Annotated in this window: 30 protein-coding genes and 2 pseudogenes; 13 read left to right on the forward strand and 19 right to left on the reverse strand. The window is 70.8% G+C overall.

What is annotated here, in order from left to right; all coding sequences use genetic code 11:
• Positions 1–263: 263 nt before the first annotated feature.
• From ASC99_RS22410 to ASC99_RS22420, 3 genes are all read right to left on the reverse strand, one after another.
• Entirely contained in the window at positions 264–563 is a 300-nt protein-coding gene (locus tag ASC99_RS22410) for an SMI1/KNR4 family protein (RefSeq protein ID WP_057234861.1), read from the reverse strand.
• On the reverse strand, positions 560–1,372 hold the full coding sequence (locus ASC99_RS22415; protein WP_057234863.1) for a hypothetical protein: 813 nt from the start codon (positions 1,370–1,372) through the stop codon (positions 560–562). The genes ASC99_RS22410 and ASC99_RS22415 overlap by 4 nt, the downstream gene beginning before the upstream one ends.
• 295 nt (positions 1,373–1,667) lie before the next feature.
• Positions 1,668–2,084, reverse strand: a complete 417-nt coding sequence (locus tag ASC99_RS22420; protein ID WP_157531687.1) for a hypothetical protein — start codon at positions 2,082–2,084, stop codon at positions 1,668–1,670.
• A 448-nt stretch (positions 2,085–2,532) separates the two neighbouring features.
• On the opposite strand from ASC99_RS22420, the gene ASC99_RS22425 reads away from it, so the two are divergent.
• The 6 genes from ASC99_RS22425 (at position 2,533) to ASC99_RS22450 (ending at position 7,027) form a co-directional block, all read left to right on the forward strand.
• Entirely contained in the window at positions 2,533–3,186 is a 654-nt protein-coding gene (locus ASC99_RS22425; RefSeq protein ID WP_157531688.1) for a hypothetical protein, read from the forward strand.
• A gap of 309 nt (positions 3,187–3,495) precedes the next feature.
• Complete coding sequence (locus ASC99_RS22430; protein ID WP_063857155.1) at positions 3,496–4,155, forward strand: hypothetical protein; 660 nt, start codon at positions 3,496–3,498, stop codon at positions 4,153–4,155.
• A gap of 77 nt (positions 4,156–4,232) precedes the next feature.
• On the forward strand, positions 4,233–4,646 hold the full coding sequence (locus ASC99_RS22435; protein ID WP_057234871.1) for a VOC family protein: 414 nt from the start codon (positions 4,233–4,235) through the stop codon (positions 4,644–4,646).
• A 103-nt stretch (positions 4,647–4,749) separates the two neighbouring features.
• Positions 4,750–5,184, forward strand: a complete 435-nt coding sequence (locus ASC99_RS22440; RefSeq protein ID WP_057234872.1) for a YdeI/OmpD-associated family protein — start codon at positions 4,750–4,752, stop codon at positions 5,182–5,184.
• A gap of 80 nt (positions 5,185–5,264) precedes the next feature.
• Positions 5,265–5,714: a DoxX family protein gene (locus tag ASC99_RS22445; protein ID WP_201009280.1), complete on the forward strand. Its 450-nt coding sequence runs from the start codon at positions 5,265–5,267 to the stop codon at positions 5,712–5,714.
• Positions 5,715–6,082: 368 nt separating this feature from the next.
• On the forward strand, positions 6,083–7,027 hold the full coding sequence (locus tag ASC99_RS22450; RefSeq protein WP_057234876.1) for a hypothetical protein: 945 nt from the start codon (positions 6,083–6,085) through the stop codon (positions 7,025–7,027).
• A gap of 1,287 nt (positions 7,028–8,314) precedes the next feature.
• Here the strand turns inward: ASC99_RS22450 and ASC99_RS40915 are convergent.
• The 6 genes and pseudogenes from ASC99_RS40915 to ASC99_RS22475 all read right to left on the reverse strand — a co-directional run.
• A pseudogene (locus tag ASC99_RS40915) lies at positions 8,315–8,462 on the reverse strand (transcriptional regulator); the annotation flags it as partial.
• A gap of 99 nt (positions 8,463–8,561) precedes the next feature.
• Entirely contained in the window at positions 8,562–9,518 is a 957-nt protein-coding gene (locus ASC99_RS22455; RefSeq protein WP_057234878.1) for an alpha/beta hydrolase family protein, read from the reverse strand.
• A 184-nt stretch (positions 9,519–9,702) separates the two neighbouring features.
• Entirely contained in the window at positions 9,703–10,587 is an 885-nt protein-coding gene (locus ASC99_RS22460; RefSeq protein ID WP_057234880.1) for a Gfo/Idh/MocA family protein, read from the reverse strand.
• Between the two features lie 48 nt (positions 10,588–10,635).
• Positions 10,636–11,304 carry an O-methyltransferase gene (locus tag ASC99_RS22465; RefSeq protein ID WP_057234883.1) on the reverse strand — a complete coding sequence of 223 codons (669 nt, stop codon included), beginning with the start codon at positions 11,302–11,304 and terminating at the stop codon, positions 10,636–10,638.
• Between the two features lie 100 nt (positions 11,305–11,404).
• Positions 11,405–11,854: a DUF3237 domain-containing protein gene (locus ASC99_RS22470; protein WP_235502702.1), complete on the reverse strand. Its 450-nt coding sequence runs from the start codon at positions 11,852–11,854 to the stop codon at positions 11,405–11,407.
• Positions 11,851–13,017 (reverse strand): flavin-dependent oxidoreductase, encoded by a 1,167-nt coding sequence (locus ASC99_RS22475; RefSeq protein ID WP_057234889.1) that lies wholly within the window; start codon positions 13,015–13,017, stop codon positions 11,851–11,853. The genes ASC99_RS22470 and ASC99_RS22475 overlap by 4 nt, the downstream gene beginning before the upstream one ends.
• A gap of 154 nt (positions 13,018–13,171) precedes the next feature.
• Between ASC99_RS22475 and ASC99_RS22480 the strand changes: the two genes are divergently transcribed.
• Positions 13,172–13,621 (forward strand): MarR family winged helix-turn-helix transcriptional regulator, encoded by a 450-nt coding sequence (locus ASC99_RS22480; RefSeq protein WP_057234891.1) that lies wholly within the window; start codon positions 13,172–13,174, stop codon positions 13,619–13,621.
• A gap of 88 nt (positions 13,622–13,709) precedes the next feature.
• Here ASC99_RS22480 and ASC99_RS22485 read toward each other — a convergent pair whose 3' ends face one another.
• Both ASC99_RS22485 and ASC99_RS22490 read right to left on the reverse strand, forming a co-directional pair.
• Entirely contained in the window at positions 13,710–14,402 is a 693-nt protein-coding gene (locus ASC99_RS22485) for a DedA family protein (protein ID WP_057234893.1), read from the reverse strand.
• A 173-nt stretch (positions 14,403–14,575) separates the two neighbouring features.
• A complete protein-coding gene (locus tag ASC99_RS22490; RefSeq protein ID WP_057235155.1) occupies positions 14,576–15,190 on the reverse strand; it encodes a TetR/AcrR family transcriptional regulator in 615 nt (204 codons plus the stop codon).
• A 103-nt stretch (positions 15,191–15,293) separates the two neighbouring features.
• On the opposite strand from ASC99_RS22490, the gene ASC99_RS22495 reads away from it, so the two are divergent.
• Entirely contained in the window at positions 15,294–16,433 is a 1,140-nt protein-coding gene (locus ASC99_RS22495) for an FAD-dependent monooxygenase (RefSeq protein ID WP_057234895.1), read from the forward strand.
• A gap of 24 nt (positions 16,434–16,457) precedes the next feature.
• Here the strand turns inward: ASC99_RS22495 and ASC99_RS22500 are convergent, their stop codons facing one another.
• On the reverse strand, positions 16,458–16,904 hold the full coding sequence (locus tag ASC99_RS22500) for a hypothetical protein (protein WP_057234897.1): 447 nt from the start codon (positions 16,902–16,904) through the stop codon (positions 16,458–16,460).
• 78 nt (positions 16,905–16,982) lie between these two features.
• On the opposite strand from ASC99_RS22500, the gene ASC99_RS22505 reads away from it, so the two are divergent.
• On the forward strand, positions 16,983–17,354 hold the full coding sequence (locus ASC99_RS22505; RefSeq protein WP_057234899.1) for a hypothetical protein: 372 nt from the start codon (positions 16,983–16,985) through the stop codon (positions 17,352–17,354).
• A 30-nt stretch (positions 17,355–17,384) separates the two neighbouring features.
• On the opposite strand, the gene ASC99_RS22510 is transcribed toward ASC99_RS22505, so the two are convergent.
• The 3 genes and pseudogenes from ASC99_RS22510 to ASC99_RS42175 form a co-directional block, all read right to left on the reverse strand.
• The gene (locus ASC99_RS22510) at positions 17,385–18,170 is read right to left on the reverse strand and encodes a class I SAM-dependent methyltransferase (protein WP_057234901.1); all 786 of its coding nucleotides are present in this window, start codon (positions 18,168–18,170) and stop codon (positions 17,385–17,387) included.
• Positions 18,171–18,228: 58 nt separating this feature from the next.
• Positions 18,229–19,444 (reverse strand): transposase (locus tag ASC99_RS22515; protein WP_157531696.1); only part of this gene is annotated, 1,216 nt, incomplete at its 5' end.
• Between the two features lies 1 nt (position 19,445).
• A pseudogene (locus ASC99_RS42175) lies at positions 19,446–20,045 on the reverse strand (IS200/IS605 family accessory protein TnpB-related protein); the annotation flags it as partial.
• Positions 20,046–20,189: 144 nt separating this feature from the next.
• Between ASC99_RS42175 and ASC99_RS22525 the strand changes: the two are divergent.
• The 3 genes from ASC99_RS22525 (at position 20,190) to ASC99_RS22535 (ending at position 22,106) form a co-directional block, all read left to right on the forward strand.
• Positions 20,190–20,852: a class I SAM-dependent methyltransferase gene (locus tag ASC99_RS22525; protein ID WP_057234903.1), complete on the forward strand. Its 663-nt coding sequence runs from the start codon at positions 20,190–20,192 to the stop codon at positions 20,850–20,852.
• 113 nt (positions 20,853–20,965) lie between these two features.
• Positions 20,966–21,622 carry a hypothetical protein gene (locus tag ASC99_RS22530; protein ID WP_157531689.1) on the forward strand — a complete coding sequence of 219 codons (657 nt, stop codon included), beginning with the start codon at positions 20,966–20,968 and terminating at the stop codon, positions 21,620–21,622.
• A 1-nt stretch (position 21,623) separates the two neighbouring features.
• Positions 21,624–22,106 (forward strand): hypothetical protein, encoded by a 483-nt coding sequence (locus ASC99_RS22535; protein ID WP_057234906.1) that lies wholly within the window; start codon positions 21,624–21,626, stop codon positions 22,104–22,106.
• Between the two features lie 38 nt (positions 22,107–22,144).
• Here ASC99_RS22535 and ASC99_RS22540 read toward each other — a convergent pair whose 3' ends face one another.
• The 3 genes from ASC99_RS22540 to ASC99_RS22550 all read right to left on the reverse strand — a co-directional run bounded on the left by ASC99_RS22540 (position 22,145) and on the right by ASC99_RS22550 (position 24,067).
• On the reverse strand, positions 22,145–22,708 hold the full coding sequence (locus ASC99_RS22540; protein ID WP_057234908.1) for a Uma2 family endonuclease: 564 nt from the start codon (positions 22,706–22,708) through the stop codon (positions 22,145–22,147).
• Between the two features lie 91 nt (positions 22,709–22,799).
• Entirely contained in the window at positions 22,800–23,189 is a 390-nt protein-coding gene (locus tag ASC99_RS22545) for a VOC family protein (RefSeq protein WP_057234910.1), read from the reverse strand.
• A gap of 68 nt (positions 23,190–23,257) precedes the next feature.
• The gene (locus ASC99_RS22550) at positions 23,258–24,067 is read right to left on the reverse strand and encodes a spermidine synthase (protein WP_057234912.1); all 810 of its coding nucleotides are present in this window, start codon (positions 24,065–24,067) and stop codon (positions 23,258–23,260) included.
• Positions 24,068–24,233: 166 nt separating this feature from the next.
• Here ASC99_RS22550 and ASC99_RS22555 point away from each other — a divergent pair, with 166 nt between their 5' ends.
• Complete coding sequence (locus tag ASC99_RS22555) at positions 24,234–25,193, forward strand: alpha/beta hydrolase (RefSeq protein WP_235502704.1); 960 nt, start codon at positions 24,234–24,236, stop codon at positions 25,191–25,193.
• Here ASC99_RS22555 and ASC99_RS22560 read toward each other — a convergent pair.
• The gene (locus ASC99_RS22560; RefSeq protein ID WP_057234917.1) at positions 25,169–25,786 is read right to left on the reverse strand and encodes a TetR/AcrR family transcriptional regulator; all 618 of its coding nucleotides are present in this window, start codon (positions 25,784–25,786) and stop codon (positions 25,169–25,171) included. The genes ASC99_RS22555 and ASC99_RS22560 overlap by 25 nt on opposite strands.
• Positions 25,787–25,853 lie beyond the last annotated feature (67 nt).

The raw sequence follows: 25,853 nt of genomic DNA on the forward strand, positions 1-25,853 counted from the left end.
GTTCTCGCCAACTATCACTGACCAACCTCACCTGCTCAGCTACCGCATTTGCCCGCCAAGTGCCGCTGCCGGCCGCAAAGGCCATGCCCACTCCCTATCGCAGGTGGGGAGTTTGAGTGAGCAGGTCTGTCCCATACATGAGGGGTGGGGATTTTCAACGGGCCCCATCAAAGCTCTCCCGATCGGGTTCGCGGGCGTCGTACTCCTCTTCCCAGCGGGCCCGCTCTTCCACGGACGGGAACGGGCGGTCCAAGAGGGCGTTGTCAGCGCGAAGCCCGTACTCGTTCGGCCCAGTGCCACCCGCGCTCGTCGTGGCGCAGGGAGAAGAGCCCGTAGTGCGGTCCGGCCCCGCCCGCACCCACCTCGAGAAGGAAGGTGCGGTAGGCCGGAGGGAAGGAGAGGCCGAGCTGTTCCTCGGCCGTTGCCACCTCGGCCTCGCTGAGAGGAGGCTCCAACCGGAACTCATGCCCGAACCCCCGTTCGGCACCGAAGACCTTCTCCGGGAACGGCGCCTCCCCCAGGGCCAGGACCTGCTCACGCACTCCCGGCCAGCCCGCGGTCATCCGTGGCACCTGAGCTTGATCAGCAGGACGTCGTCGGCCAGCGCGTCCAGGTATCCGCCGATGTCCTGCTGGCGGTGCCACCCGTCCCTCATGTGCGGGCAGGTGTCCTCGTCCTCGCAGAGGCCGTGGATGGGCATGGTCCCGTCCTCGATCCACCAGCCGTCGAGGGTGAGAATGTCGGGCTGATAGACATGGGAGACCATCCGGCGTTCGAAGTCCGAGCGCTCACCGTCGAGCGCCCCGACAAGGCCGACCTGGTTGCGCAACCACAGGATCTCCCGGTGGCCCGGGATCTGACTGAGCGGATCCGCGGCGAACGCCTGCAGAAGCGGTTGAGCCGTGTAGTCGGCCAGTACTCGTTCCGCCGGATAGCCCTGGGGGTCGTCGAGGTGACGGGCCTGGAACGTCGACCACGGCAGCAACGGCGGGTGTTCGGGGGCGAGGCGGTGCCACAGATCCCAGGGCCCGCCCGCCCCGGCACGGACAGTGGCCATCGTCTTCGAGAGCGCACGGAAGTCGGTCATGTCGAGCATCCCCCGAGGACCGCCGGCGCACATCCCCGCCTGACTCGGCAGCGGCGTGCCGTCGTAGCGAGGGTCATCGTGGATCAGTTGGGAGCTGTCCTGGAAACCGGGCAGCACCGAGAACCCGCTGCCGTCGCTGCCTCCGCGGACGGTCCACGAGTCCCAGATGAACCGCCACTGGGGGTTGGCGAACATCTCGAACGGCGCCATCGCCTGCCCGAGCGCCGTGCCCAGATCTTCTCTCGCAGCCGCGGGCAGACAGACCACGACCCGGATTCCCGCCATCTCCGCCCCCGTATCCCATGTTCGATCAGTCGACACATGACCCTATCGAGCTGATACCACCCGCCACGACCGGCTTTCTCCGGGAAGCGATCTTCAACACGATGCCTTGCCGCAGGCCGGCCTCACTCGTGAACACCCCTGGCCGCGGCTGTTCTTGAGTTGGCTCGGCAACCAACAAGGTCCCGTCCGGTCGGACCAGGTCAAGCCCAAACTACCGGCCGCACCTGCAGGTTGGCCCCCGGCAGGGTCGTGCGGCGGCCGGTTCGCCTAACGGTTGCACAGTCGCAGGTAGGTCTCAACGACGCTCGGCGAGCCATAGGGCCAGCCGGCTTGCGAGCGGATCGAGGGCGGTGGGGTCGGGATCGGGTGGCCCCGCCAGCGGGACACCGCCGGAGTGGTACTGGAAGAAGAAGCTCAGGTCGCCGTCGGTAGCGGCGAGGGAGGCCAGGGGGAGCAGAGGGTCGGCCCCGGCCATGAAGCGAGGGCTCGCCCACTCCGGCGAGATCTCGGCGATCGGGGAGCCCTCGGCGCGGTTCCAGCCAAGGAACATCACCCAGCGGGCGCCGCGCATGCGGAGAGGGTAGCCGGCTACCCGGTTCACGAAATCGCCCAGGGTGGTAGCGCCGTCGAAGGTGGCGTCCTGCTGGTGCGGCGCATCGCAGTCGTCCCCCATGCACACGCTGTCTCGCGTCAGGAGCACTTTCACTGTCATGCCCGGAACGGTAGCCGCCAGATCCAGTTATCGTCAATATGACATTAATTGCGAGATGCCACGTCGGCCAGTTCGTCGACACGGGATTGAGCTACCGCCCGATGGCACTGTGACGGAGCCTCAGCGCCCGCCGCCCCGGTGAAATGTCTGCGCGTCCGCCGGTACGGCACGAACATGGGCCAAGCAACGAAGCCGTACTGGCTCGGGACTTCGCCCTGGCCGCCGTCCTCGCGGTCAGGGCTTTCTGCGTTCGACGACCTGGCTCCTACGCTGTCCTCCCAGTACAGCGCAGAGCGCAACCGCTGACTCTGGCGCGAGTTCCGTGAAAGCCGCCAGTCGTGCCGAGCACCGGTGCCATGACTTCCCCTGCGGTACAGCGGAGTTGATAATCGGTCATATTCGTGCGGCAGTTCGAGGCCGCCCGGTCCGTGTACTCGGGGGAGTCCGCTTGCCGACCGACAAGGGCTCGAAGCCCGCGCCTCACGTCAGATCCGCCAAGGTCCTACCCCTTGCGGGGAAGCTGCCCCGGCCCGGCTACAGGCCGAGGACGGCACGGGGGGCGGTCGACCCGAAATGGAACCAAGCGGCGCTGCTCTCTGCGCTGTTCGCCCTCCTCAGCTGGTCGATGCCGCTGATCAGTGTGGCGGCGATCGGATTCGGAGCGGCCGCACTGTGGACCCGAGACCGCAGGCGCCTGCGCGCTACGGCGCTGGCCGTGCCGGCACTGGTACTCCCCCCGGTCTGGGTCGGCTACCTGCTGCTCACCGGAGCGCAGCTGATCGGCAGTGGCGGATCGGAGCTCAGCACCCTCGAGATCGGAGAGTGCTACAACCGCACGACCGACCCGGACTACAAGACGAGCCCCTTGGTGCTGCCAGTGCCCTGCACGGGCGCGTACGAGGGCAAGGTCTACGCCACGTTCCAACTGACCGGCGGCAGTACTTCCCCGGGCTCGGCGGCCCTGCACCGCCAGGCGAACGAACTGTGCACCACGTGGCTCGCCGACCACCGCCAGTGGCTCGGCACGCCGCGCACCGGGGTGCCGTCGGACAGGCGCTGGTCGACAGACGGGAAGCGGAGGGCCACCTGCGCCGTCGAATGACTGCACCGGTCCTGACGTGTCTGCTCACCAACAAGGTGCCCAGCTGCTGCGGCTGACTCCCCCTCAAGCTGAAGGCAGTCGCGCACCATTGTGGCCGACGGCCAGGTCCTCGTGTCCGCCCAAGGGGTCCGGCCGCTCGGGCGGATCGGCATCCAGACCCTGATCGAGCCTGCCCCGCCGGTCCCGTGACCGCCCGCGCTGGTCGGCAACCGCGATGGTGAGGATGCCGCCGTGTGTGGCGAAGCGACTCTCAAGACCGGTCAGGAATCGAGAAGCCCCGACTGCCACGCAGCCCCTAGCGTGATGGTCATGGCAACCACCGCTTCCACCGCAGCCCACACGTCCCTCGCGTCCGTCACCCTTGAGGTGGCCGACCTCGAGGCCGCCCGCCGCTTCTACAGCGCCTTCGGCGTGGACAGCTACCTGTCCCTACGGGCGTCCCAGGCGCACTCCACCGGATTCCGCGGCTTCACCCTGGCGCTCACGGTGTCCGGGCCGACCACCGTCGACAGCTTCGTCGGCGCCGCCGTGGACGCCGGCGCCACGGTGCTGAAGCCGGCCGCGAAGTCGCTGTGGGGCTACAGCGGCGTCGTCCAGGCCCCGGACGGGACGATCTGGAAGATCGCGACCTCGGCGAAGAAGGACACCGGCCCCGCCACCCGCAAGATCGACCAGGTCGTCCTGCTGATCGGCGTCGAGGACGTGAAGGCCACCAAGCAGCTCTACGTCGGCCGGGGCCTGACCGTGGCCAAGAGCTTCGGTGGCAAGTACGCCGAGTTCGCCCCCGGTCAGTCCAGCCCCGTCACCCTGGCGCTGTACAAGCGCCGTGCCCTTGCCAAGGACCTCGGCGTCCCCGCCGACGGCACCGGCTCGCACCGCATCGTCCTCGGCAGCGCCGCCGACGCCTTCACCGACCCGGACGGGTTCGCCTGGGAGGCTGCCGCGCCGGTCGGCGGCACGCCGTCCTGACTCTCGGCCCGCTTGACTCTCCCGCCGTACCGATTGAGCGGCGAACACGCATACATCCACAGTGCAAGGAGTAAGACATGAAGGCGCACGTCAGCTCGATCCTCCTCGGTGTCCGGGACATGGACCGGGCCAAGCGGTTCTACACCGAGGGGCTCGGCTGGAAGATCACGAACGACTACGGCATCTCGGTGTTCTTCGAATCGGACGGCGCCTCGCCGGTCGGCTTCTACAGCCGCGACGGCCTGGCCGACCAGGTGGGCACGGACCCGGAAGGCAGCGGCTTCAGCGGACTGGTTCTGACCTACGTCGTCCGCAGTGAGGCACGGGTCGCGGAGATCATGGCGGAGGCCCAGAAGGCCGGCGCCACGATCCTCAAGCCCGCTGGTGCTCTGCCGTGGGGCGGGTACGGCGGCACCTTCGCCGACCCGGACGGCCACATCTGGAGTCTCGGCTACAGCGCCCAAGGAACCGACCAGCCCTACGCGGAGTAGCCGCAAATCTCCTGCCTCACACCCGGTTGCGGGAAGCGGGAGCGGTGATCGGAGCCGGGCGAGCGGGATCCACGGTGAACCAGCAGAACAACAGGAGAAGATCATGAAGTTTCGGGCCCACGTCGAGCCCCCCGAACCCATGCGGGGCCTGGAGGTTCCGCCCGAGGTGGTCGCAGCACTCGGCGGGGGCGCGCGGCCTCCGGTGACGATCACGCTCAACGGGCATTCCTGGCAGAGCCGGGTCGCCCTCCTGCGCGGCCGTCACCTGCTCGGCCTCAGCAACGCCAACCGGCAGGCCGCGGACGTTGCGATCGGCGAAGAGGTCGAGGTCGAGGTGGAGCTCGACACCCAGCCGCGCATCGTCGTCGAGCCCCCGGACTTCGCCCAGGCCCTGGACGACGAACCGGTCGCCCGCGCCGCGTACGACAACCTTGCGTACAGCCACAAGCGCGAGCATGTACGCGCCGTTGAGAGCGCGAAGAAGCCCGAGACGCGCCGGCGCCGTATCGAGAAGGCCATCGCCACCCTGCGGGGCTGACCCTCGAAAGCAAGACTCCGGCGGCAATGCAATCGCCGTGCGGAGGCATCGTCCTGCCCAACTCCCCCGAAGGGACAACTATGTCGAAACGCGTCATGACCGGTCTGTACTGGTTCCTGGCCTTCGAGTTCGCGCTGGGCGCCGTGACCAAGTACTGGCCAGGCGACACGATGTTCAGCTCGGCGTACTCCGCGAAGTTCGTCGAGTGGGGATACCCGTCCTGGATGCGCTTCGTGGTCGGTGCTCTGGAAGGTGCCGCCGCCGTCCTGCTGGTGATCCCCAAGGGGCGAACACGCTTCCTGGGTGCCATGACGCTGATGTTCGTGCTCACCGGCGCGGCCACCACTCACATCGTCAACCACGACCCGACGGTGGAAAGTTGGGCCGCGCCGACCCACCTCGTCATCATGGGCATCCTCGCACTGGCCAACTGGCCCGCCGACTGGCGAGACCTCCTGCGGGCTCCTACCGCGCCGACAGCCCGAACATCACGTCCAACCGACGAAATGACAAGGGCGCACCATCCTTAGAGGGAAACCCTGACCTGCACCGACCTGCGGCGGCCACATCGCCCCGCCGCTCTGGGCTTTGCCCCGCGACGTGGACAGCGGCCTCCCGTAGGAACACGCTCGCCGCATGAAACTCTGGTATGCACGGCCTGGTGTCCTCGTACCCTGCGGACCTCACGGTCCGGCAGCGGCTGGCCGAGGTCTACCGGCCGAGGCAGGTCTCTGGGCCTACGACCGCCTCCAAGCCCTCGCCAAGGGCTGACCCGCCGTCAGCCGCGGTGCCCAGGAGCTCCCTCGCGAAGCCCCCGGGCAGCACCGAACCTCACCCTCGCGGAGGCGCTGACCTCCCCGGCGATCAGGCCCGGACCACCGACCGATACCGTTCGCCGATGACCACGCTCAACCGGCTCTCACTCGGCCTCCTTCCGACCGTCTCGTTCGACCGGGCCTACGGGGATCTCGACCTCCGACAAGCCGGCGACGCCCTCGCCAGGCGCGGCGATTGGCACCCGGCCCGGGACCTCCTGCTCGCGACCGGCGAGGACTGGGCCCTCAAGGAGCACCGGGTGTCCTACCTGGCCAACCGCGCCGTCGGCAAGCCGGTACTGCAGCAGTGGGCCGAGGCGGAGACGCAGAGCGGCGACCCGCTCGCCGTCCTCGCCGAAGCCGAAGTGACACGCGCCTGGGCCATCCGCGGCAACGGGCGGGCCCGGTACGTCCGCAAGAGCGCCTGGCCGCAGTACTTCGAGATCCTGGGCCAGGCCGACCGGATCGCCCGGGAGGCCGGCCGACGGGCGCCGCTCGACCCCACCCCCCGCGTGACCGCCCTCAGGACGGCGCGCGGACTCCAGCTGCCTCGAGCCGAGTTCGACCAGCGCTGGGAAGCGTTGGTCACCCGTGACCCCCTGCACCGCGCCGGGCACCACCAGGCCCTGCAGTACCTCTGCGCCAAGTGGTACGGCTCCGACGAGCAGATGCTCCGCTTCGCCCACGACGCTGCGGATCAGGCGCCGGACGGCCATCCGCTGGTCCTGCTGCCCCTACTCGCCAACCTGGAAATGCGCCTGGCCGGTCAGGCCACCGGATCGACCCGCTACCCGACCGGCCTCGCCCGGGCCCGGGAACACTGGGTCAAGACCGCCCAGGACCACCCCAGGATCGTCGAGGACCGCTCCATACTCGCCCACCACCTGAGCCTGATTCAGCATCACCCCCAGGCCGCAGCCCAGTTCCGCGCCATGGGCCGACACGCCTCCACGGCAGGCTGGCCCTACTCCCTGACACCCCGCTACAGCTTCCTCCACGCCCGGGCGACCGCACTCCGCTCCGCCTGACAGCCGAGAGGGGCGGGCGGGCCAAGGGCGCACCGGGGTGTGAGCGGGAGGGGACAGCTCTCGTCGTTGCGCTCGTCTGACCGGTGATTCAGTCCTACCCGGCGGACGAAGCCAACGTGACGGATGCTCAGGAAGTGGGTTCCGTTCCGGGGCGTTCCACCGACGTGCCAGACCACGAGACCGTGATCCGACTCCCCGCCAACATGCTTCAGTTCAGCCCTCGGCCCGATAGGGAGTGAGGTCAACGACGGTGCCAACGGCGGTTCGAGTCTGATGGCTCGGATGGGTGATCTCTTGGCCGGTGGACAAAGTAGCGTCGGCCACGTCCCCTGTCCCGCTGTCACGGGTCACCGCAGTACGGGGGAACTGTTCGGTGGCCGCGTCAAAAACGGGTGCGGGAGCCGATCCCCGGATGCGAGCATCGTGGCGTGAAGCAGAGGTCACCTCAGGAGAAGAAGCGGCTGAGCTACCTGAAAGACCGCAGGAACGACTACGGCGAGAACCAGAAGAGCTCGCGAAGGAACATCCCGCGCTCGAGGCGCGCTCGTCACCATGCGCTGCGGCGTGGGGAGCAGTTGGCGCTGGAGAAACTCAAGTCGTTCCGCGGAGCGGTGGACGAGTCAGAAGTGCGCTTCGCCCGCCGAAGGACCGGTGACTGGCGCAAGTGGCCGGATGCACCACTCGGCGTACTAGTCGCGTACCGACTGGAGCGGCGAGCTCGGCTTGGCAGCGACGCTCTCCCCCTCAACCAGACGCGGCTGGAGCAGGTCCGCCGGCATGGGGCCGCGCGGCGAGTGCCCCTACCGCAGGGGTCTCATCAGGTTGAAGTGGACCGGCCGGCAGGCAACGCATAGGAAGCCGTTGTCATACCGATCTTGGTTTCGAGTGCGGCGGCTCGGCCGGGTGATCTCTTGGCCGGGTGTGCATGAAAGCCGTCCACGCCGCCGTGCTCCTGGTCCCGGCATCAAGGGCCGGCCGCCGGGGATGCGGCTGATCGTCCACAAGGAACGGCCGCACCCCGGCGCGCAGTTGCAGCAGGTCGCGCAGCTGTTCGTCGTCCAGGACCGCCCGGTCGTCGGCCAACACGCATGCCGCACCGCTGGACAGCGAGGTCCAGGCTGACAATCACGGCTGACAACACACCAGCGCACATCACCGGATCCCGGCCCGCCCTTCGGCGGACTCGCGAAGAGGCAGACGACCCTGTCCGCACCCCGGGTCCCGTCCTTTACCGTGCGGGCGACCTCATCGCTCGGACAGCATATTCGCTGGGCCGCCCGAGCGTTGCGAGGCTATAACCACCGGATCGCCGCTCCGTCCGGCCTCGGCCTCGGCCATCGCCCGGCCGACCGACCGCGAGCCAGGCGTTGCCGTGGTCGCCCGGTTTGAGGAGCAGGCTCACTGCGGTCGGGGAGCCCGTCGCGAGCAGACCGGCTGGCGCGGGCTCACCACGCGTGTACAGCGAAGTCGGTGGCGTGGCGCCGACCCCGGCGCCGGAGGGTTCGGCTGTGGCGGCGCAGGAGACCGCCGAGCACTACCCGGCCCCGACCTGCCCGCCGCCCGCCGCGGCCGTGCTGCCGAGCGTGTGCCCCAGCAGCGACAGCGCGTCGGGCATCACCCKCCGCCAGAAGCCGTCCGTGTGCTCCCCGTCCGGGAAGTGCGCCGCTCGCGCTCGCGCCTGCCGCGCGACCTCGCGGGCGGCCGGGCAGAACGGGTCCTCCTGGCCGCACCACACGCCGAGGGCGCCGACCCGCAGCCGGTCGAGGCGGAGCGTCGGTTCGTGGGCCTGCCAGTCCGCCTCGTCGGCGTACCCACCCGTGGTGCGGGCGTCCGCCCAGGTGCGGAAGACGGCCGGGCTGAGCAGCGCCACGGCGTCCAGGTTGCGGCCGCTCTGGGTGCGCCCGAGGGCGTACTGCAGGGCGCCCGCGCCGCCCATGGAGATCCCCATGACCGCGCGCGGCGTGGGCAGTTCGCGGGCGTGCAGCCAGCCGGGGAGCTCCTCGCGCAGCATCACCTGAGGGTCGTCGCCGGGCGAGCGCTGGTGCCAGTACGTGGCGTCTCCGCCGTCCACCGCGACGACGGCGAACGGCGGCACGCCGGACTCGACCGCGGCCGCCAGGAACTGCGGCACTCCCAGCGTCACCATGCCCCGCGCGTCGTTCCCGCGCCCGTGCAACAGCACGCAGACCGGCAGCTTCGTGTTCGCCGCGCTGCCGGGCGGCAGCATGGTCACCATCGTGACCTCCCGGCTCCGCGCCGCCGAACGGACCTGCTCGACCCGTACCACCCCGGGTGCCACGTCCGGCACCGTGCCGTCCGTCCCGGTCAGACCCAGCGCCCTCTTCAGCTTCACCCCGCCGGGCAGCCACCCGGCGAGCATCCCGCCACCGGCCGCGGCCCCGAGCAGAGCGCCACCACCCACGACGCCGGCCCCGAGCCGCAGCACCCGCCGCCGCGAGACCGCACGGTCGGCGGGGGCGACGGGGTCCACCGCGGACCCGTCCGTCGACCCTCCACCGGGCTGAATGGTCTCGAGCCGACCAGGCGTTGTCCCCACGGTTCCCCCTGAATCAGTCGACCGGCCCAAGCAGCCGATCGTCGTAGTGGACGAGGGATCGGGCCGCACGGTTTCGCCCTCCCCTCACCAACTCCCGCTCGAGCCGGCCGGGTGAGCGTCACCGCAGCGAGCGCTCCGCCTCCGCCAGCAGCTCGACCACCCGCAGCCCGAAGGCCGCGTCGCACGGATGCGCCGTCCCGTCCGCCGCCGAGGCGAGCAGGGCCGAGACCGCCCGGGCGTACGCCGTCTGCGGGCTCTCGTTCCGGTCCGGCATCACCAACCGCCCGGCCTCGCCGCGCAGTTCGACCACCACTCCCTCCACAGCCGCGGACACCGGGGTGGTCAGACTCAGCGTCAGGGTGCTGGACGCGCCGCCGACGTGCCGCAGCACCAGGTGCACGGTGTCCAGCGGCCCGGCCACCGCGCTGACCTCGGTGGCGTCACCGAGCACCGGCAGCAGCATCGACAGCGCGTGCGGGCCGACGTCCCACAGTGCGCCCTTCTCCCGCCGCCAGGGGGAGTCCGCGTACGGGCTGCCGCTGTCCGGTGCGAAGACCGAGCCGAACCACTCGGCGCGGGCGGTGAACCACCCGCCCCGCGAAGCCTGTTCGGCCAGCCAGGCGGCCTGCTCCGCGCCGAAGCGGAGGGTGAAGAACACCACCGAGGCGACCTTCGCCCGCTCCGCCGCCTCCACCACCCCGCGCGCCTGATCGACCGTCAGCGCCACCGGCTTGTCCAGCAGCAGGTGCTTGCCCACCTCGGCCGCCCGCACCGCGTACTCGGCCTGCACGGCCGGCGGCAGCGCGATCGACACCGCGTCCACCTCGGCCAGCAGCCGATCGACGTCGGCGAACGCGGGCACGCCGTACTCGGCCGCCAGCTCCGCCGCCGCCTCGGGCCTGCGGCCCCACACCCCGGCGAACTCCGCCTCCGGGTGCGCGGCCAGCGCCGGTGCGTGCACCCGCTGCGCCCAGGGGCCGGTGCCCAGCAGTCCTATCCGCATTCCGTACTCCCTCGAAGAACTGCTGAAAACCTGCCGCCGACTACCGCTCTACCGCTCCACCCGGATCAGGGTGAAACCGTCGTACCCCTTGGTCCCGACCGTCTGGACCGAGGTCGCCGACACCCGGTCCGAGGCCGCCAGTTCGTCGTGCAGCCGACGGGTGCCCAGCACGCTCGGGTCGGTGCTGTCGGCGTCGGCCACCGCACCGCCACGCACCACGTTGTCCACCACGATCAGGGTGCCCGGGTGCGAGTGCTCGATCGCCCAGGCCACGTAGTCCGGGTTGCTCACCTTGTCGGCGTCGATGAAGTAGAAGTCGAACGGCTCGACCCCGTCGGCGGCGAGCGCCGCCAGCGTGTCGGCGGCCCGGCCGAGCCGGACCTCGGTCTGCTTGCCGAGTCCGGCCAGTTCGAGGTTCTGCCGGGCCACCTCGGCGTGCCGGGCGTCGATCTCCAGCGTGATCAGCTGCCCGTCCGCCGGGAGCGCCCGCCCGAGCCAGATCGTGCTGTACCCGCCGAGCGTGCCGATCTCCAGGATCCGCTTCGCCCCCGCCGTCTTCGCCAGCAGGTGCAGCAGCTTGCCCTGGTTCGGCGCGACCGCGATCTGCGGCAGGCCCGCCTGGTCGGCAGCCGCCAGCGCGGCCGTCAGCACCTGGTCGTCGCCGATCAGCTGCTCACTGAAGTACTCGTCGACCGTCGTCCACTGCTCCTGGCCCATGCGATCCTCCGTGTCCGTCGTGTCCGTCGCTTCGGTGATCGACCACACCCTATAACTTGCTCTTCAACGGCCGGGCCAGGCCTCTACGCAGGCAGGACCGCTACGTGAGCGTGAACGCCGTGTAGCGGACGGCGTCCCCGGTACGGGTGGCCGAGGCGACGGCGAGGGTGTGGTTGAGCCACCGGTAGCGCTCGTCGCCCGTCTCGAAGCGGCAGAACAGCCTGAAGTAGTACTCGGCCGGGTCCACCTCCGCCCCGGCGGCCAGCCGCCGGAGCACCTCGGGCGGGCCGTGGCGTACGCCGCTGGTGGCGAGGTAGAGGTGCGCGCCGTCGTGGGTGCGCAGCGTGTACCGGGTGTCGATGCTGGCCATGCCGTCGGGGTGCAGCACCTGCCAGTCCGCGCCGCCGGGCAGGATCTCTCCGGCCAGGCGCGGTCCCTCGAAGGCGCCGCCGATGATGTTGATCACCCGGCGGCGGCCCCAGTGCGAGTCGCCGAGGTCGAGGATCGGGTCCAGCCGCACCTCGAAGGTGGCCAGGCTCTCCAGGTTCACCGCACGCTCCAGGACGCGCGCTCGTTGAGCAGGGCGGGGTCGAAGCCCGCGATCCGCTTGTACGAGGCGGCGATCTCGGTGCGCTCCGCGAGCGGGACGACCTGCTCGATGTCGTGGAAGCCGTCGGGGGCCCGTTCGTGGGCGAGCCGCATGACCACCTCGGGTCCCTGCTGCCGGTTGGCGAGTTGGAGCGCGGTGGTGGCGGGGCGGCGGATCTCCTCGTACGCGGCGGCGGAGCCGGTGGTGGCGAGCGAGTGGGCGAGCACCCGGGCGTCGATGATCGCCTGGGAGGCGCCGTTGGAGCCGATCGGGTACATCGCGTGGGCGGCGTCGCCGAGCAGGACGACGTCGTCCCTGGTCCAGTACGGGAGGGGCTCGCGGTCCACCATCGGGTACTCGTAGGCGGCCTCGGCACCGGTGATGATCCCCGGCACGTCCAGCCAGTCGAACTGCCAGTCGGCGAAGTGCTCGACGATGGCGGCCAGGTCGGCGGGGCGGTTCCAGTTCCCGCGCTCCGGCGGCTCACCGTCCAGCGGCCGCTCGGCGATCCAGTTGATCTGCCGCCCGTCACCGATCGGGTAGGCGACGAACTTCTGCGAGCCGTCCCCCGCCATGATCATGGAGCGGCCGGTCAGGAACGGCTTGCCGTACGTCGTTCCGCGCCACAGCACCAGCCCGTTCCACGGCGGCGCCCCCTCGCCGGGGAAGAGCGCGGCCCGGACGGCCGAGTGGATGCCGTCGGCGCCGACCAGCAGGTCGGAGTCGTGGCTCAGGCCGGTGATCCGGCTCCCGGTCCGGACGGCGTCCGTGCCGAGCCGCTCCCGGACGGCGTCCAGCAGGAGCAGCTGCAGCCTGCCCCGGTGCACCGAGTACTGCGGCCACCGGTAGCCGGCGTCGAGTCCGCGTGGTTCGGACCAGATCGCCTGCCCGTACCGGTTGAAGTAGGCCAGCTCGGCGGTGGGGACGGCGATCGCGGCCAGCCGGTCGGCCAGGCCCAGTTCGGTCAACTCCCTTACCGCGTGCGGGAGGAGGTTGATTCCGACGCCGAGCGGACGGATCTCCTCGGCTGCCTCGTGTACGACGACGTCCGCGAACCCGGCCGCGTGCAGGCTGAGTGCGGTGGCGAGTCCGCCGATGCCCGCGCCTGCGATGGTGATCTGCACAGGACTCTCCCTGGTGAGATTGTTATGGCCGTAACAATCTCCTACTGCGCCGCCATGCGCAAGACTCTGTCCCGTGGACCGACCAGACCGACCAGAGCAGTCAGACCGACCCGATCTCCGATACGCCGCCTTCGCCCGCGACCGGCTGGCAGCGATGCCCCCACCGGCCGACCCGGAGGCCTTCTCGCTCGCCTACCACCTGCTGCACCTGTCCTACCTGGTGGTCGCCGACCTGGAGAGCCAGATCCACCGCCCGCGCGGCTGGACGCTCCCCGGCTTCCGGCTGATGTTCAAGCTCTGGCTGCTGGGCCCGACCCAGCCGGCCAGGCTCGCCGAGCTCTCGGCGATGTCGAGGTCCGCCGTCACCAACGCCGTCAACACCCTGGAACGGGACGGCCTGGTCGAACGCCGTCCGCTCCCCGACGACCGCCGCGCCGTCGCCGTCGCCCTGACCGCGCAGGGCGAGGCCGCCGTCCGAGAGGCGTTCGCCGAGCAGACCCGGCGCGAGCAGCAGTGGTTCGCCGTCCTCGACACCGAAGAACGGGCGACGCTCACCGAGTTGGTGACCCGCGTCCTGGCCGCCCGCCCCGACGACTCCGACTGACCCTCAGGACCACGGTGGCCGGAACGCGAAACCGCCGGTGACCCCCCTGTGGGGATCACCGGCGGCCGGTCACTCCGTCAGCTGACTCTCAGTCAGCCGCCGGGGCCGGAACGGGCTTGACCTCGGTCTCGGCGACGACCTCGGCGGCGGGCTGCCCGCCCGACGTCTCCGGGTGCTCGGCCCGGTGCTTGGCGGCCCGCCGCTTGAGCACCCAGGCGGACCCGGCGCCGAACACCGCGGCCAGGATCAGGCCGACCCAGGAGAAGCTCTTCAGCCACTGCTCGGCGGCCTTGCCCACGGTGTAGATCAGCCAGGTGGTGCCACCTGCCCAGATGACGCCGCCGAGCACGTTGGCGATCAGGAACTTCCAGTACGGCATCTTCAGCGAGCCCGCGAGCGGTCCGGCGAAGATCCGCAGCAGCGCGATGAACCGGCCGAAGAAGACCGCCCACATGCCCCACTTCTGGAACGCGCGCTCGGCGGTGGCCAGATGGTCGGGGCCGAAGTGCTTGGGGAACTTCCGACCGAGTTTCTCGAACAGCGGCTTGCCGCCCTTGCGCCCGATCGAATAGCCGATCGAGTCACCGATGATCGCCCCGGCGATCGCACACGCCGCCACCAGCCAGGGGTTGACCACACCGCTGGCGGCCAGCACCGAGGCCGTCACCAGCGCGATCTCGCCGGGCAGCGGGATGCCCAGGCTCTCCAGCAGGATGATCACGCCAACGAGCGCGTACACCGCGTTCGGCGGCACGCTCTCCAGCCATACGTCGATGTGCAAGGTCGGATACCTCCGGGGCAGGACACTCGGTCGGCGAGAGCCGGCAAGGGTCGAGAGTCGGCAGAGTCGTGGAACGTCGCGGCGGCACAGTGGAGCCGTGGCGCGGAAGAGTCCAAGGAAGCCTAACCCGGTCGCCCCACCCGCCCGGTAACAGTCACGTCCCGGAGCCCCGGTCAGTTCCCGCCACCGGCCAGGCCGCGATGCAGCAGGGCGGTCAGGGTGTCGACGATCTCCCGGTCGGTCGCGCCCGGGCCGTGCTCACCCGCCGTCAGCACCGCGTAGCCGAACATCGAGAGCATGCCGCCCATCGCGGCAGCCACCAACTCCGGCTCCCCCGGCAGGCGGTGGCCCTGCTCGCGCATGTACTCCAGGTGGTCGCGGAACACCGCGGTCTCGGCGGCCAGGGAGGCCCAGGCGCGGCCGGAGCCGGGCGGCTCGGCCATCGTCGACTGGGTCAGCGCGATCACCACCGGCAGGTGGTCGCGGAACACCTGCCAGGAGACGGCCAGGTGCTCGCGCAGCTGGTCCTGGTCGGAGAGGTCGTGCTCCCGGTCGTGCCCGTCGGCGGCGATCGCCCGGTCGGCCTGGTCGCCCATCTCCCGCAGCAGGGCCTCGAGCAGCTCGTCCTTGCTCGCGAAGTGGTCGTAGAACGAGCCGGTGGCCCGCCCGGCGGCCCGGGTGATGTCGGTGATCTTGGTGTTCAGGTAGCCGTTCTCCACGAACAGCCGCCGGGCCGCCTCCTTGAGAGCCGCCTCGGTCTCCGCCGCCCGCTCCTTGCGCACTCCCACCGGGGTCACTCCCTGTCCTCTTGACGCCGTGCTCCGGGCCTCAGCATACTGAGCCCGGTTTCACCGAATAGAGATTCACCGAATCATGATTCAGGAGGCTTTCATGCGGATCACCGTCATCGGCGGCGGCGTGGCCGGAGCGGCGAGCGCCATCGCGCTGCGCCGGACCGGGGCCGAGGTCACCGTCCACGAGGCATACCCGGACCCGGCAGGACCGGTCGGTTCGTTCCTCAGCCTGGCCTCCAACGGGCTGCGCGCCCTGGAAGCCCTCGGCTGCCTGCCCGAGGTGCAGCGGCGCGGCTTCGCGGTGGCCGAGCAGCGGATGTGGTCCGCCTCCGGCCGGCTGCTCGGCGCGATGCCGCGCGGCCGGCTCGCCGAGGACGACCTGCTGAGCGTCACCCTGATGCGGGGTCAGCTGGTCGAGGCCCTGCGCACCGAGGCCGAACGGGCCGGGGTCACCATCGTCACCGGGCAACGCCTGACCGAGGTGACCACGCACGAGGACGGCGTACGGGCCGGGTTCGCCGACGGCTCCGCCGCCGAGGCCGACCTGCTGGTCGGGGCGGACGGACTGTGGTCGGCCACCCGCGCGCTGCTCGATCCAGCCGCGCCGAGCCCGGCGTACGCGGGGCTGTACAGCGTCTCCGGCCGGTCCGAGGGTGTGCCGAGCGACCCGTCCTGCTTCAACATGACGTTCGGCCGCAACGGCGCCTTCGTCCACATCCCCGCCCCCGACGGCTCGACCTGGTGGTCGGCCCAGGTCGCCACCCCGGAACCGCCGGACCTGGCCACCGTCCCGCTCGCCGAGTGGCCCGACCGGCTTGCCGCGCTGTACCGGCAGGAGGAGCTGCCGCTCGCGCTGCTCCGGGCGAGCACCGAGGTGCACCGCCCGACCCTGATGCACACCCTGCCCGCCGTACCGGCCTGGCACGGCCGCCGGACCGTCCTGGTCGGCGACGCCGCCCACCCGGTCGGCGCGGGCCAGGGCGCCTCGATGGCCCTGGAGGACGCGGTGGTACTGGCCCAGGTGCTGAGCCGGGGCGGCTCACTCGCCGAGTACGAGCAGCTCCGCCGGGACCGGATCGGCCGGATGCTCAAGGCCGCGGCCGCCAACCGGGACGCCAAGACGGCGGGCCCGGTCGGACGCCGGGTCAACGACCTGGTGATGCCGCTGGTGTTCCGGCACTTCTACGGCCGGTCCACCTCCTGGCTCTACACCCACGAACTGGGCGCCCTGGCCTGACAGTTCGACGATCGGGCCCGAAAGTCAGAGGGTCTTTCGCCCTGCGGACGGGGTCGGGACTCCTCGGACAGACCCCAGGGCAGCGGTGAGCAGCGGCAGGTACTCGGGGGCGCAGGCGAAGAGCACGGTGTCCTCGCCGTCCCGGCATTCGGCCACCTTCGACCAGCGGCGGACGACGGCCGGATCGGTGCCTTCCCGGTCGCGGACGCGGACGAGTTCCACCTGCGGCAGCGGGATCGGCCGGCCGTTCAGCCCGGGCGCCTCGGTGGGCGAACTGGCCAGTGTGGTCCGGGAAGCGGTCAGGTAGCCGGGCACCGGGCGGCAGTACGGGGGACTGCCGACAACGCACCCCTCGAACGTCACCGTCTCCCCCGCCTCGAACGCCCGGCTCAGCTTTCGGGCCTTGCGCTTGCCTCCCCCGCCCCCCGGTACCAGCACGATGGCCAGGACCTCCAGCAGCACGTCCAGCATTCCGCCCCCATCACGTCGCTTCCCTTCCGCAGGGACGACGACCCACCCCGCTCCTTGGTTCCGGGCCATCATGTCCGGATGACCGAGGAACTGACAGCGGAACCCGACCCGGCACTTCTGGGGATCGGCATCACGGCCAACATCGTCCAGGTGACCGTGCAAGGCCACGACGGGCTGGAAGTCCGCCGTGGGACGAAGCACTTCACCCCGGGCGCCAAGGTGTGGGTGGTACCCCCGCACTGGGACTGGCACGACCGGCTGTACGTGGTGGGGCGTCACCGCGGCCGCTTCAACCGCTACATCGCGGTCGTGATGCGCCGGGACTTCCTGGAGAACCCGCGGGTGAAGGGCGTCTACAGCCCGGCCCTGGCACGAGCGCTCGCCGAGGTCGTCGGCCGCCCGTTCTGGGACAGTGCCGAGGACGCCCAGCTCATGCTGGACCGGTGGTGACGCGGATCCATCGGATCGTCCTCACTCCTCTCAGCCCCGCCGCAGTGCCTCCGCCAGGCCGACCGTGCCGACGATCCTGGCCCGCTGGTCCGGCAGATCCAGCGCCAGCACCCGGAACAGCCACCCGTGCCGGGCCGTCAGCGGCACGGTCCGGGCGTCCCGCAGCAGCTCGTGCGAGCGGACACCCCAGGGCATCGGCGGCACCTGGTAACCGCGCCGGGCGGCCCGGCCGGACTTGGTCATGCTGCTGAACCAGCGCGGTACGACATCGAAGAGCAGCGTTCCGCCCGGGAACCTCTCGCCGCAGCGGGTGAACAGCTCGCGCACCTCGGCGGGCTGAAGGTACATCAGCAGACCCTGCGCGACGATCAGCACGCCGAGCGCCGGGTCCACCTCGTCCAGCCAGGCCGGATCGGTCGCCGAGCAGGCCAGCAGGCGCTGGCGCGGCTCGGGCGGCAGCAGCCGTTCGCGCAGCGCGACGGCCTCCGGCAGATCGACGGTCAGCCAGCGGGCCCGGCCGTTGTCCACCCGCCAGTACTGGGTCTCCAGGCCGTCGCCGAGCGAGACCACGGTGCCGCGCGGGCAGCGCAACAGGAAGTCCGCCACCTCCTGGTCGAACAGGCCGCAGCGCGCGCCCTGCAACCGGCTCGCGAAGCCCTGCCCGCTGCCGAACCGCTCGGTGAACGGGTAGTCCAGCCGCTCGACCAGCTCCACCGCCTTCGGGTCGGGGTACGGCGTCCCGGGCCGCCTGGCCTCCGCCGCCCGGTGGTAGAGCGTCCACAGCGCCGTCTCGGGAATCGCCGACAGCTCCTCCACACCAGGTCCCTTCACCGAGCTGGCCCCCACCGCATTCTGACACCGCGTCGGACCGTTCCTAGTCAGTGGGCAGGAGTGAGTCTTGGACCCACGTCTTGGCACTGCGCGCAGCCCGAACGGTTTTGGGTGCGCTGGTCGCCCGCGTTCTCGTTGGCCCCGTTCGGGCGCGCGGCTCGTGGCTGCGGTCCGTGACGGGGCGGCGGGTTTCCTCGCGCCCTCGGCCACCTGGTGCGGCCTGGACGGTCCGATGCCCACGACGATCGCTCTGGTCGTGGTGGGGCGGTGTCGTCCGTCGCCGGATCGGGTGTCCGAGGGCGCGTCGTCCGATAGCGATGCTCGCCGCATCGTGTCGGGTGGTCTTACGTCGCGGCGTGGCGAGCGGCTTCTGCCAGTGCTGCGCGCCCCACATGCTCGTGTAGGCCGGGTCGACCGCGACGATCGCCAGACCGCTCTCGGCGGCCATCGAGACGAGCCGGGCCTTGAGCTTTCCGGTCGGCATGCCGGAGATCAGCTGCCGGAAGCGCTTCTTGCGGCCGTGCTTCTCGCGGGTGGTCTCGGCGGTGAAGTCGAGGTTCTCCAAGCCGATGGCGTGGACGCTGTGGCGCTTGGCCCAGTGGAGGAGGCGGGTGATGGCGTGTCGGATCTGCGCGTCGCGGTGATCGGCCGACCCGGTCAGGTCGTAGGAGAAGCGGCGCGGGTTGCCGACGGGGTTGCCGTGGACGTCCAACTGCCAGGCGGCGAAGTGGTCGGCGTTGGTGTCCACGCCGACCATGCCCTGGGCGCGGGCGGTGGCCAGCGGCATGGTCTGGACAACGGGCCGGGTCCAGGAGGCGTCGAGGTACCAGCGGCCGCGGGACACGTCCAGGTGGATGCGGTAGGCGACCGCCCGGTTGCCCTCGATCCGGTCGGCCCACTCGGTGCCCCGGTGCGGGAACGACACCTTCGCGGCGAGGACGTACCGGCCGCTCCTGGCGTTGGCGTACTCCGCCAGCGGGGCGGGCAGCCTGATGCTCACCTCGCCGTCCGGCGTGACCCGGATCGTCTCGTTGCCAAAGCGCTTGCCCGACTCCCCATCAGCGGACACGAACCAACGGGACGCCTCCCAGCGCTGGCGCCACCCGGCTTCGGTCAGGTTCGCGGCGGCCAAGTTGTGGCGGCTGTTGAGCAACTTCCGTCCGCCGCGCACCACATGCACGGCACCGTTCTCACGGTCGGCGGCGACCTGAGCGCGCCGTTCCTCCGGTGCCGCGAGCCGACGGGACTTGACGAACCACNGGCCAAGTTGTGGCGGCTGTTGAGCAACTTCCGTCCGCCGCGCACCACATGCACGGCACCGTTCTCACGGTCGGCGGCGACCTGAGCGCGCCGTTCCTCCAGTGCCGCGAGCCGACGGGACTTGACGAACCACTCGTGCCTGGAGCGGTAACCGCCCGGGGACCGCCTGGTGCCCTTCTGCCCGACCGGCAGCGACAGGCGGTGCCGCAGCATCCGGATGCCCGCATCCAACGAGTCCAGGTGCGCGGCCTGGCCGCGGCGCGACAGCGCCCACTGGTCGTGCGTGGCCTTGGTGACACTCCCCGCCCACCGCGACGACGACCGCACCGTCAGGTCACGCTTGCGCGCGGCCCACGTCCCGTTGTTGTGGTCCAGGCCGTCCGCGCAGCGCGCCTTCAGGTCCTTCGACGCCAGAGCCCCCATATGCGCGCCGACCAGCCGCAACACCTTCTCATCCTCGGGAGTCAGATCCTTGAGCCTGTCGCGGACCGTCACACCCGACGGGCCAAGAGAAACGAACGGCACGTCGATCCGCCGCAGCTTCCTCTTCGGCCCAGTCACGCCCTTCCCCTCCCAGTCGGTGCCACCACCCTCACACATGCCACCGACAGTCGACCCATCCACCCAACAAGCCGTGATCGAAAACAGACTCACGGACACCTGTGTCCACCAAAACGCCCTCAATCTCTAGCAGTTCATAACCCCGGGCGCCGAGGCGCAACGGCCGTTTGCCATCCTGAGCCGATGACAGATCTCCCTCACCACACCCGGGTCCGGCAGAGCTACGACACGGTGGCCGAGGAGTACCGGACCCGGATCGGCGACGAGCTGGCCCACAAGCCGCTCGACCGGGCCCTGCTCACCGCCCTGCTGGAGCAGACCGAACCCGGCACCCCGGTCGCCGACCTCGGCTGCGGGCCCGGCCATGTCGCGGGCTGGCTGGCCGCGCTCGGCTCCCGCCCGGTCGGCATCGACCTCTCCCCCGCGATGGTGGCGATCGCCCGCCGCGACCACCCTGAGGTGGAGTTCCGCGAGGGCGACCTGCTCCATCTCCCGGCGGCGGACGGCGAGTTCGGCGCAGCGGTCGCGCTCTACTCGGTCATCCACCTGGAGCCGGCCGAACTGCGGCCTGCCTTCACCGAGATCCGCCGCACCCTCCGCCCGGGCGGCCTGCTGCTGCTCGCCTTCCACCTCGGCACCGAGGTCAGGCACCTGACCGAGTGGTGGGGCCACCAGGTCGAGGTCGACTTCCACTTCCTCGACCTCAGGACCGTCGAGGACCTCCTCACCACCACCGGCTTCACCGTCGAAGCCCGCCTGGAGCGCACCAACTACCCCCAGGAGGCCGAAACCCGCCGCGGCTACCTGCTCGCCCGCCGAGCGGACAACGGCGTTTCGTCCCTGTGAGTCGGCGGATGTGAGTGCCGAGCCTGCGGGCGGCGGGCCGGCTGCTCAGGCCGACTGCTGTAATTCTCCTGAGCGCGGCCAGTCCCAGGGCCCGCCGCGGGGGAGGAACACGCATGCGACACAGACTTGGCCCTGCCGTCGGGGCGGCGATACTGCTGGTCACGGCCTCGGCAGGCTGCTCGAGCGACGATGGGAGCGCCACGGTGCCGACCGTCTCCCCCGCCCCTTCCTCGGTCGCGGCGTCCTCTCCCGTGCCTCAGGATCTGACCGAGGTGATCGACCGGACCCGTACCACCCTGATCGCGTCGGGAGCTGTCGGAGCCGAAACTCCCGGCCCACAGGGGCTGCTGCTGGTCCAAGCGTGGGCGGGCAGCGCCGCGTACGTCTGGGAGACCCGTGACCAACGGCTGTGCTCGGCCAAGGTCACCGCGGCCGTAGTGACAGAACGGGCCTGCGCCGTCCATCCGCTGGATCCGCCTGTCGCATCGCCCGGAGGAGTTCAACAGATCGACACCTTCTTCACCGACGGCTGGGTACGCCTCTTCGGCGCCGACCACCAGGAGGTGACCTCCGCGACCTGTGGCGGTACACCCTTGGAAGTCCGCCGGGTCGGCACCGTCGCAGGTGGGGTCCGGACGCTGTACGCCGTGTGGTTCACGGACTACACGAAGGGCAGCATCGTGGTTTCGCTGAGCCACGACGGCACGACGTCCGAGGCCTCGCTCGCACTCGGCGATCTCGGCGACCGAACCTGCGTCCCGGCACTCTGAGATGAACATCGACATGGTGCGAGCGGCGATCGGGCCGCAGAGCCCGGACCGGGTGACCGGATCGGGCATCTACGTCTGGGTCGATGCGGGGGTGGCCGAGCAGCCGGTGCTGTACATCGGCAAATCGGGCAACCTGGCGAGGCGAACGAGCAACGAGCGGACGTGGACCGAGCAGTTCAAGGACGCACGCCGCCGCGGGAACACGCTCTGGTACGCAGCCGGCTGCGCGCTCTCCCCCGTCCTGGCAGCCGCCGAGGACCCGCAGGTGCTCATGTGGGCCCTTGCCCCTCCGGACGCTGCCGCCACCGAGACGGCACTGATCCGGCTGGCCGCGCTGACCGGCGGCACGCCGCCCGCCCAAGGCGGCGGCTGGGGCTGGGGTCGCGGGGACCAGGCCGCGAGCCCGGACCCGGTACACGTGCTGTTGAACCACTGGTTCCAGGACGACCACATGGTGCGTCAGTTCAGCGAACCCGGCACCTGATCGACCATCGACCTGCAGGCCACGCGCGGCCGCCGAGGTCACATCCCGGCGGTGTCGATCTCCACGTCGAACGGTGCGGGCAGTCGCACCGGCGTCCCGAACGGGTGCGGGCCGTCCACGCTCTCGTAGCCCAAGCGCCCGGGCTCGGTGAACAGCGTGCACTCACGCAGTTGACGGTCCACCAGCAGGTACACCGGAGCCCCGTACTGCCCGTACCTGCGCCGCTTGACCGTCCGGTCCGTCTCCCCGTTCGACGGCGACGTCACCTCCACCACCAGGAGCGTCTGGTCCGGCAGCAGCGCGCCCTCGGTCTTCGCGAGCTCCACCGGCACCACCGCCAGATCCGGGATGTACCAGTTCTCGGACCCCGGAAGATCGAGGTTTCCCGACCCCGCCACCAGGTTGATCGCCTGCAGTCGCGCCGTAATCTGACGGCGCACCAGGTCCGCCGCGCTCTCGTGCGCCCAGGAGAGCGACATCGGGGTGATGACTCCCTCGATGATCTCGGCGCGGTCCCCCGCAACGTGCTGGATCGCGTACTTCAACGCGCGCTCCGGGTCGCTGACGCTGTAGTCCCCTGGGACGTGAGCTGCCGTACTCATGGGCGTGCCTCCTCCGCTCCCGCCCGATTCTCCACCAGGGCCACCGCTCATCCCAAGCACAGCCACTCGATCGAGCGACCGCGCCGGGTCCCTACTTGCTGTGCACGAGCTGGATCAGGTTGCCGCAGGTGTCGTCCAGGACGGCGGTCGTGACCGGGCCCATCTCCCGTGGCTCCTGGGTGAAGTGCACCCCGAGCTCGCGCAGCCGCCTGAACTCCGCCGGTACGTCGTCCACGGCGAAGGAGGTGGCCGGGATGCCGTCCTCGACCAGTGCCCTCTTGTAGGGCCCGACAGCCCGGTGGTCTGAGGGCTCCAGCAGCAGTTCGGTCCCCTCGGGGTCCTCCGGCGAGACGACGGTCAGCCACCGGTCCTCCCCGCCGAGCGGGACGTCGTGCTTCTTCACGAAGCCCAGCACCTCGGTGTAGAAGTGCAGGGCCTTGCTCTGGTCGTCGACGAAGACACTGGCCAGGTGGATCCTCATGTAACGGCGCTCCAGGATGTCGGTGCTCGGAACGTGGAAGCTGATCGCCTGGCGGCGACAGTACCTCCCTAACCGATGCTGAACGCACCCTCCGGCGGTGGCGGCGAGTCGGTGGCGGTCGCGTCGGTGACCGGAGCGGTGCGGCCGACCAGGCGGGTGAGTTCGGCCTCGTCGCAGAGCCGGGCCGGGAAGACGTCGGCGGCCAGACGGCGGGTCAGTTCCGCCACCGGGAGCGGCCGGTCGGAGCCGACCAGCAGGACGTTGCCGTAACGGCGGCCCCGCAGCACCGAGGGTTCGGCGGCCAGACAGACGTACGGGAAGACCGCCCGGACCGTGGCGGCCTGGGCCTTCGCGAAGGCGAGCGGCGGGCCGTCCGCCAGGTTGGCGGCGTAGCACCCGCCCGGGCGCAGGGCGGCGGCCGCAAGTCGGAGGAACTCCACCGAGGTGAGCCGAGAAGGCGTACGGGAGCCGTGGAAGACGTCGGCGACCACCGCGTCCACCGAACCGGGGGCAGCGGAGGCCAGCGCCTCCCGGGCGTCGCCGACCTGCACCGCGATGCCGTCCGGCCACGGCAGCTGATCGGCGATCAGCTCGACCAGCGGCCCGTCCACTTCGACCACCCGCTGCCCGGAGCCGGGCCGGGTGGCGGCCAGGTAGCGCGGCAGCGTGAGCGCCCCGCCGCCCAGGTGCAGCACGTCCAGCGGCTGCCCGGCGGGGGCGGCGACGTCCAGGTGGGTCGGATCGTCGAGGTCGACGTACGACTGCGGGGTGCCGTCCAGGGTCAGCAGCCAGCCGCCGTCGCAGTCCAGATCGGGCATCAGCTTCGCCGTGCCGAGCCCGACCGCCCGCTCGACCGGCAGCCGGTCCTCGGGGCTCATACGGTTCCTCGGGTCAGGGTGTCAGTCGGCATGACCGCAGCATAAGCCGGTCGGGAGGTCGGTCGGCCCGCCCCACGCTACCGGCCGGTAGAGTCGGTGCTCGCGGACGGTGCCCGCGGATCGTTGGTCCTGTCACGGCAGGCCGGAGCAGAGATTGGGTGCGGCAGTGGAGTTCCGAGAAGACATCCTGGGTGCGCCGTACGAGGCGGCCGAGCTGCCGCTGACGCCCGACGAGGAGGGCCCGGTCAGCGCGACCCTGGTCCGGCGGCTGGTCCCGGGCTCCCACCGGGCCGTGCTCTACCTGCACGGCTACACGGACTACTTCTTCCAGACCAACCTGGCCGACCACTTCGTCGCGGCCGGCTTCTCCTTCTACGCGCTGGACCTGCGTAAGTACGGCCGCTCGCTGAGGCCCCATCAGTCCCCGAACTTCGTCCGCGACCTGACCGCCTACGACGAGGAGCTGGACGCGGCGGTCCGGATCATCCGCGAACAGGACGGCCACACCCGGCTGCTGGTGAACGGCCACTCCACCGGCGGCCTGGTCGCCGCCCTCTGGGCCTCCCGGCGGGCCGAACGGAACCTGGTCGACGGCCTCTTCCTCAACAGCCCGTTCCTCGCCATGCCCACCGCCCCCGCACTGCGTACCCTCGGCGCGCCCGCCATCGAGGCGCTCGGCCGGTTCGCCGCGCTGCGCAAGCTGCCCGCGCCGCTCAACCCGCACTACGTGCACAGCCTGCACCGCGACCACCGCGGCAGCTGGGACTTCGACCTCGCGCTCAAGCCCGCCGAGGGCTTCCCGCTGTACGCCGGCTGGCTGGCCGCGATCCAGCGCGGCCACCGCCAGGTCCGGCAGGGTCTGCAGGTGGACTGCCCCGCGCTGCTGATGGCGTCGACCGCCTCCACCGTCACCGGCAAGTGGGACCCGGCGCTGCTGCGCACCGACGCGGTGCTGCGCGCGGACGACATCGCCGCGCTCGCCCCCCGGCTCGGCCGCCACGTCACCACCGTTCGGATCGACGGCGGCATGCACGACCTGGTGCTGTCCGGGGAGACCGCCCGGGCCCAGGTCTTCAGCGAGCTGGACCGCTGGATCGACGCCTACTTCCCCTCACTGCCCGGCTGAGGCGTCCGGACCAGCCCGGCGACGTGGTCAGTGACCAGATCGAGCACCTCCGCCGCCGCGCCCTTGTCCCCGAGCACCAGGTAGTTGACGGTCAGTCCGTCCGTCATGGCGGCCAGGTAGCTCGCCAACACCCCGACCGGGACCAGGAGTTCGGCGCCGGTACGCTTCCCGAGCTCCTCGATCAGCTCGCGGTAGGTCTCGGTGTACAGCTCGTACTGCCGCCGGGCCAGGTGCTCGAACCCGGGCTGGCGCAGCGCGTACTGGGTGAGCTCGTAGGTCAGCATGTGCTCGGCCGGGTTGGCCGCCACGTGCTCCCAGTAGGCCCGGAATCCGGCCCGGACGGTCTCCCGCAGGGTGGCCTGCGGCCGGATCGCGTCCCGCACCATGGTGACCGAGTGCTCGGTGATGGTCGTGATGACGGACTCCAGCAGTGCCTGCTTGGAGTCGAAGCAGTAGTGGAAGACACTCAGCGACAGACCCGCCTCGGCGGCGATCGAGCGGGTCGTGGTCCGGGCCACGCCGTCCCGGGTCATCGCCCGGATCGCGGCCTCGGTGAGCTGCCGACGCCGGTCGGCGGACGGCATCCGTGCCATGGGTGGTGCTCCCTCCGTACTGGGAAAGGTGCAGCCGGACCGGAGGGTACCGGTCCGGCCGCACCAA

The organism is Kitasatospora sp. Root107 (genome assembly GCF_001424875.1).
GTDB lineage: Bacteria > Actinomycetota > Actinomycetes > Streptomycetales > Streptomycetaceae > Kitasatospora.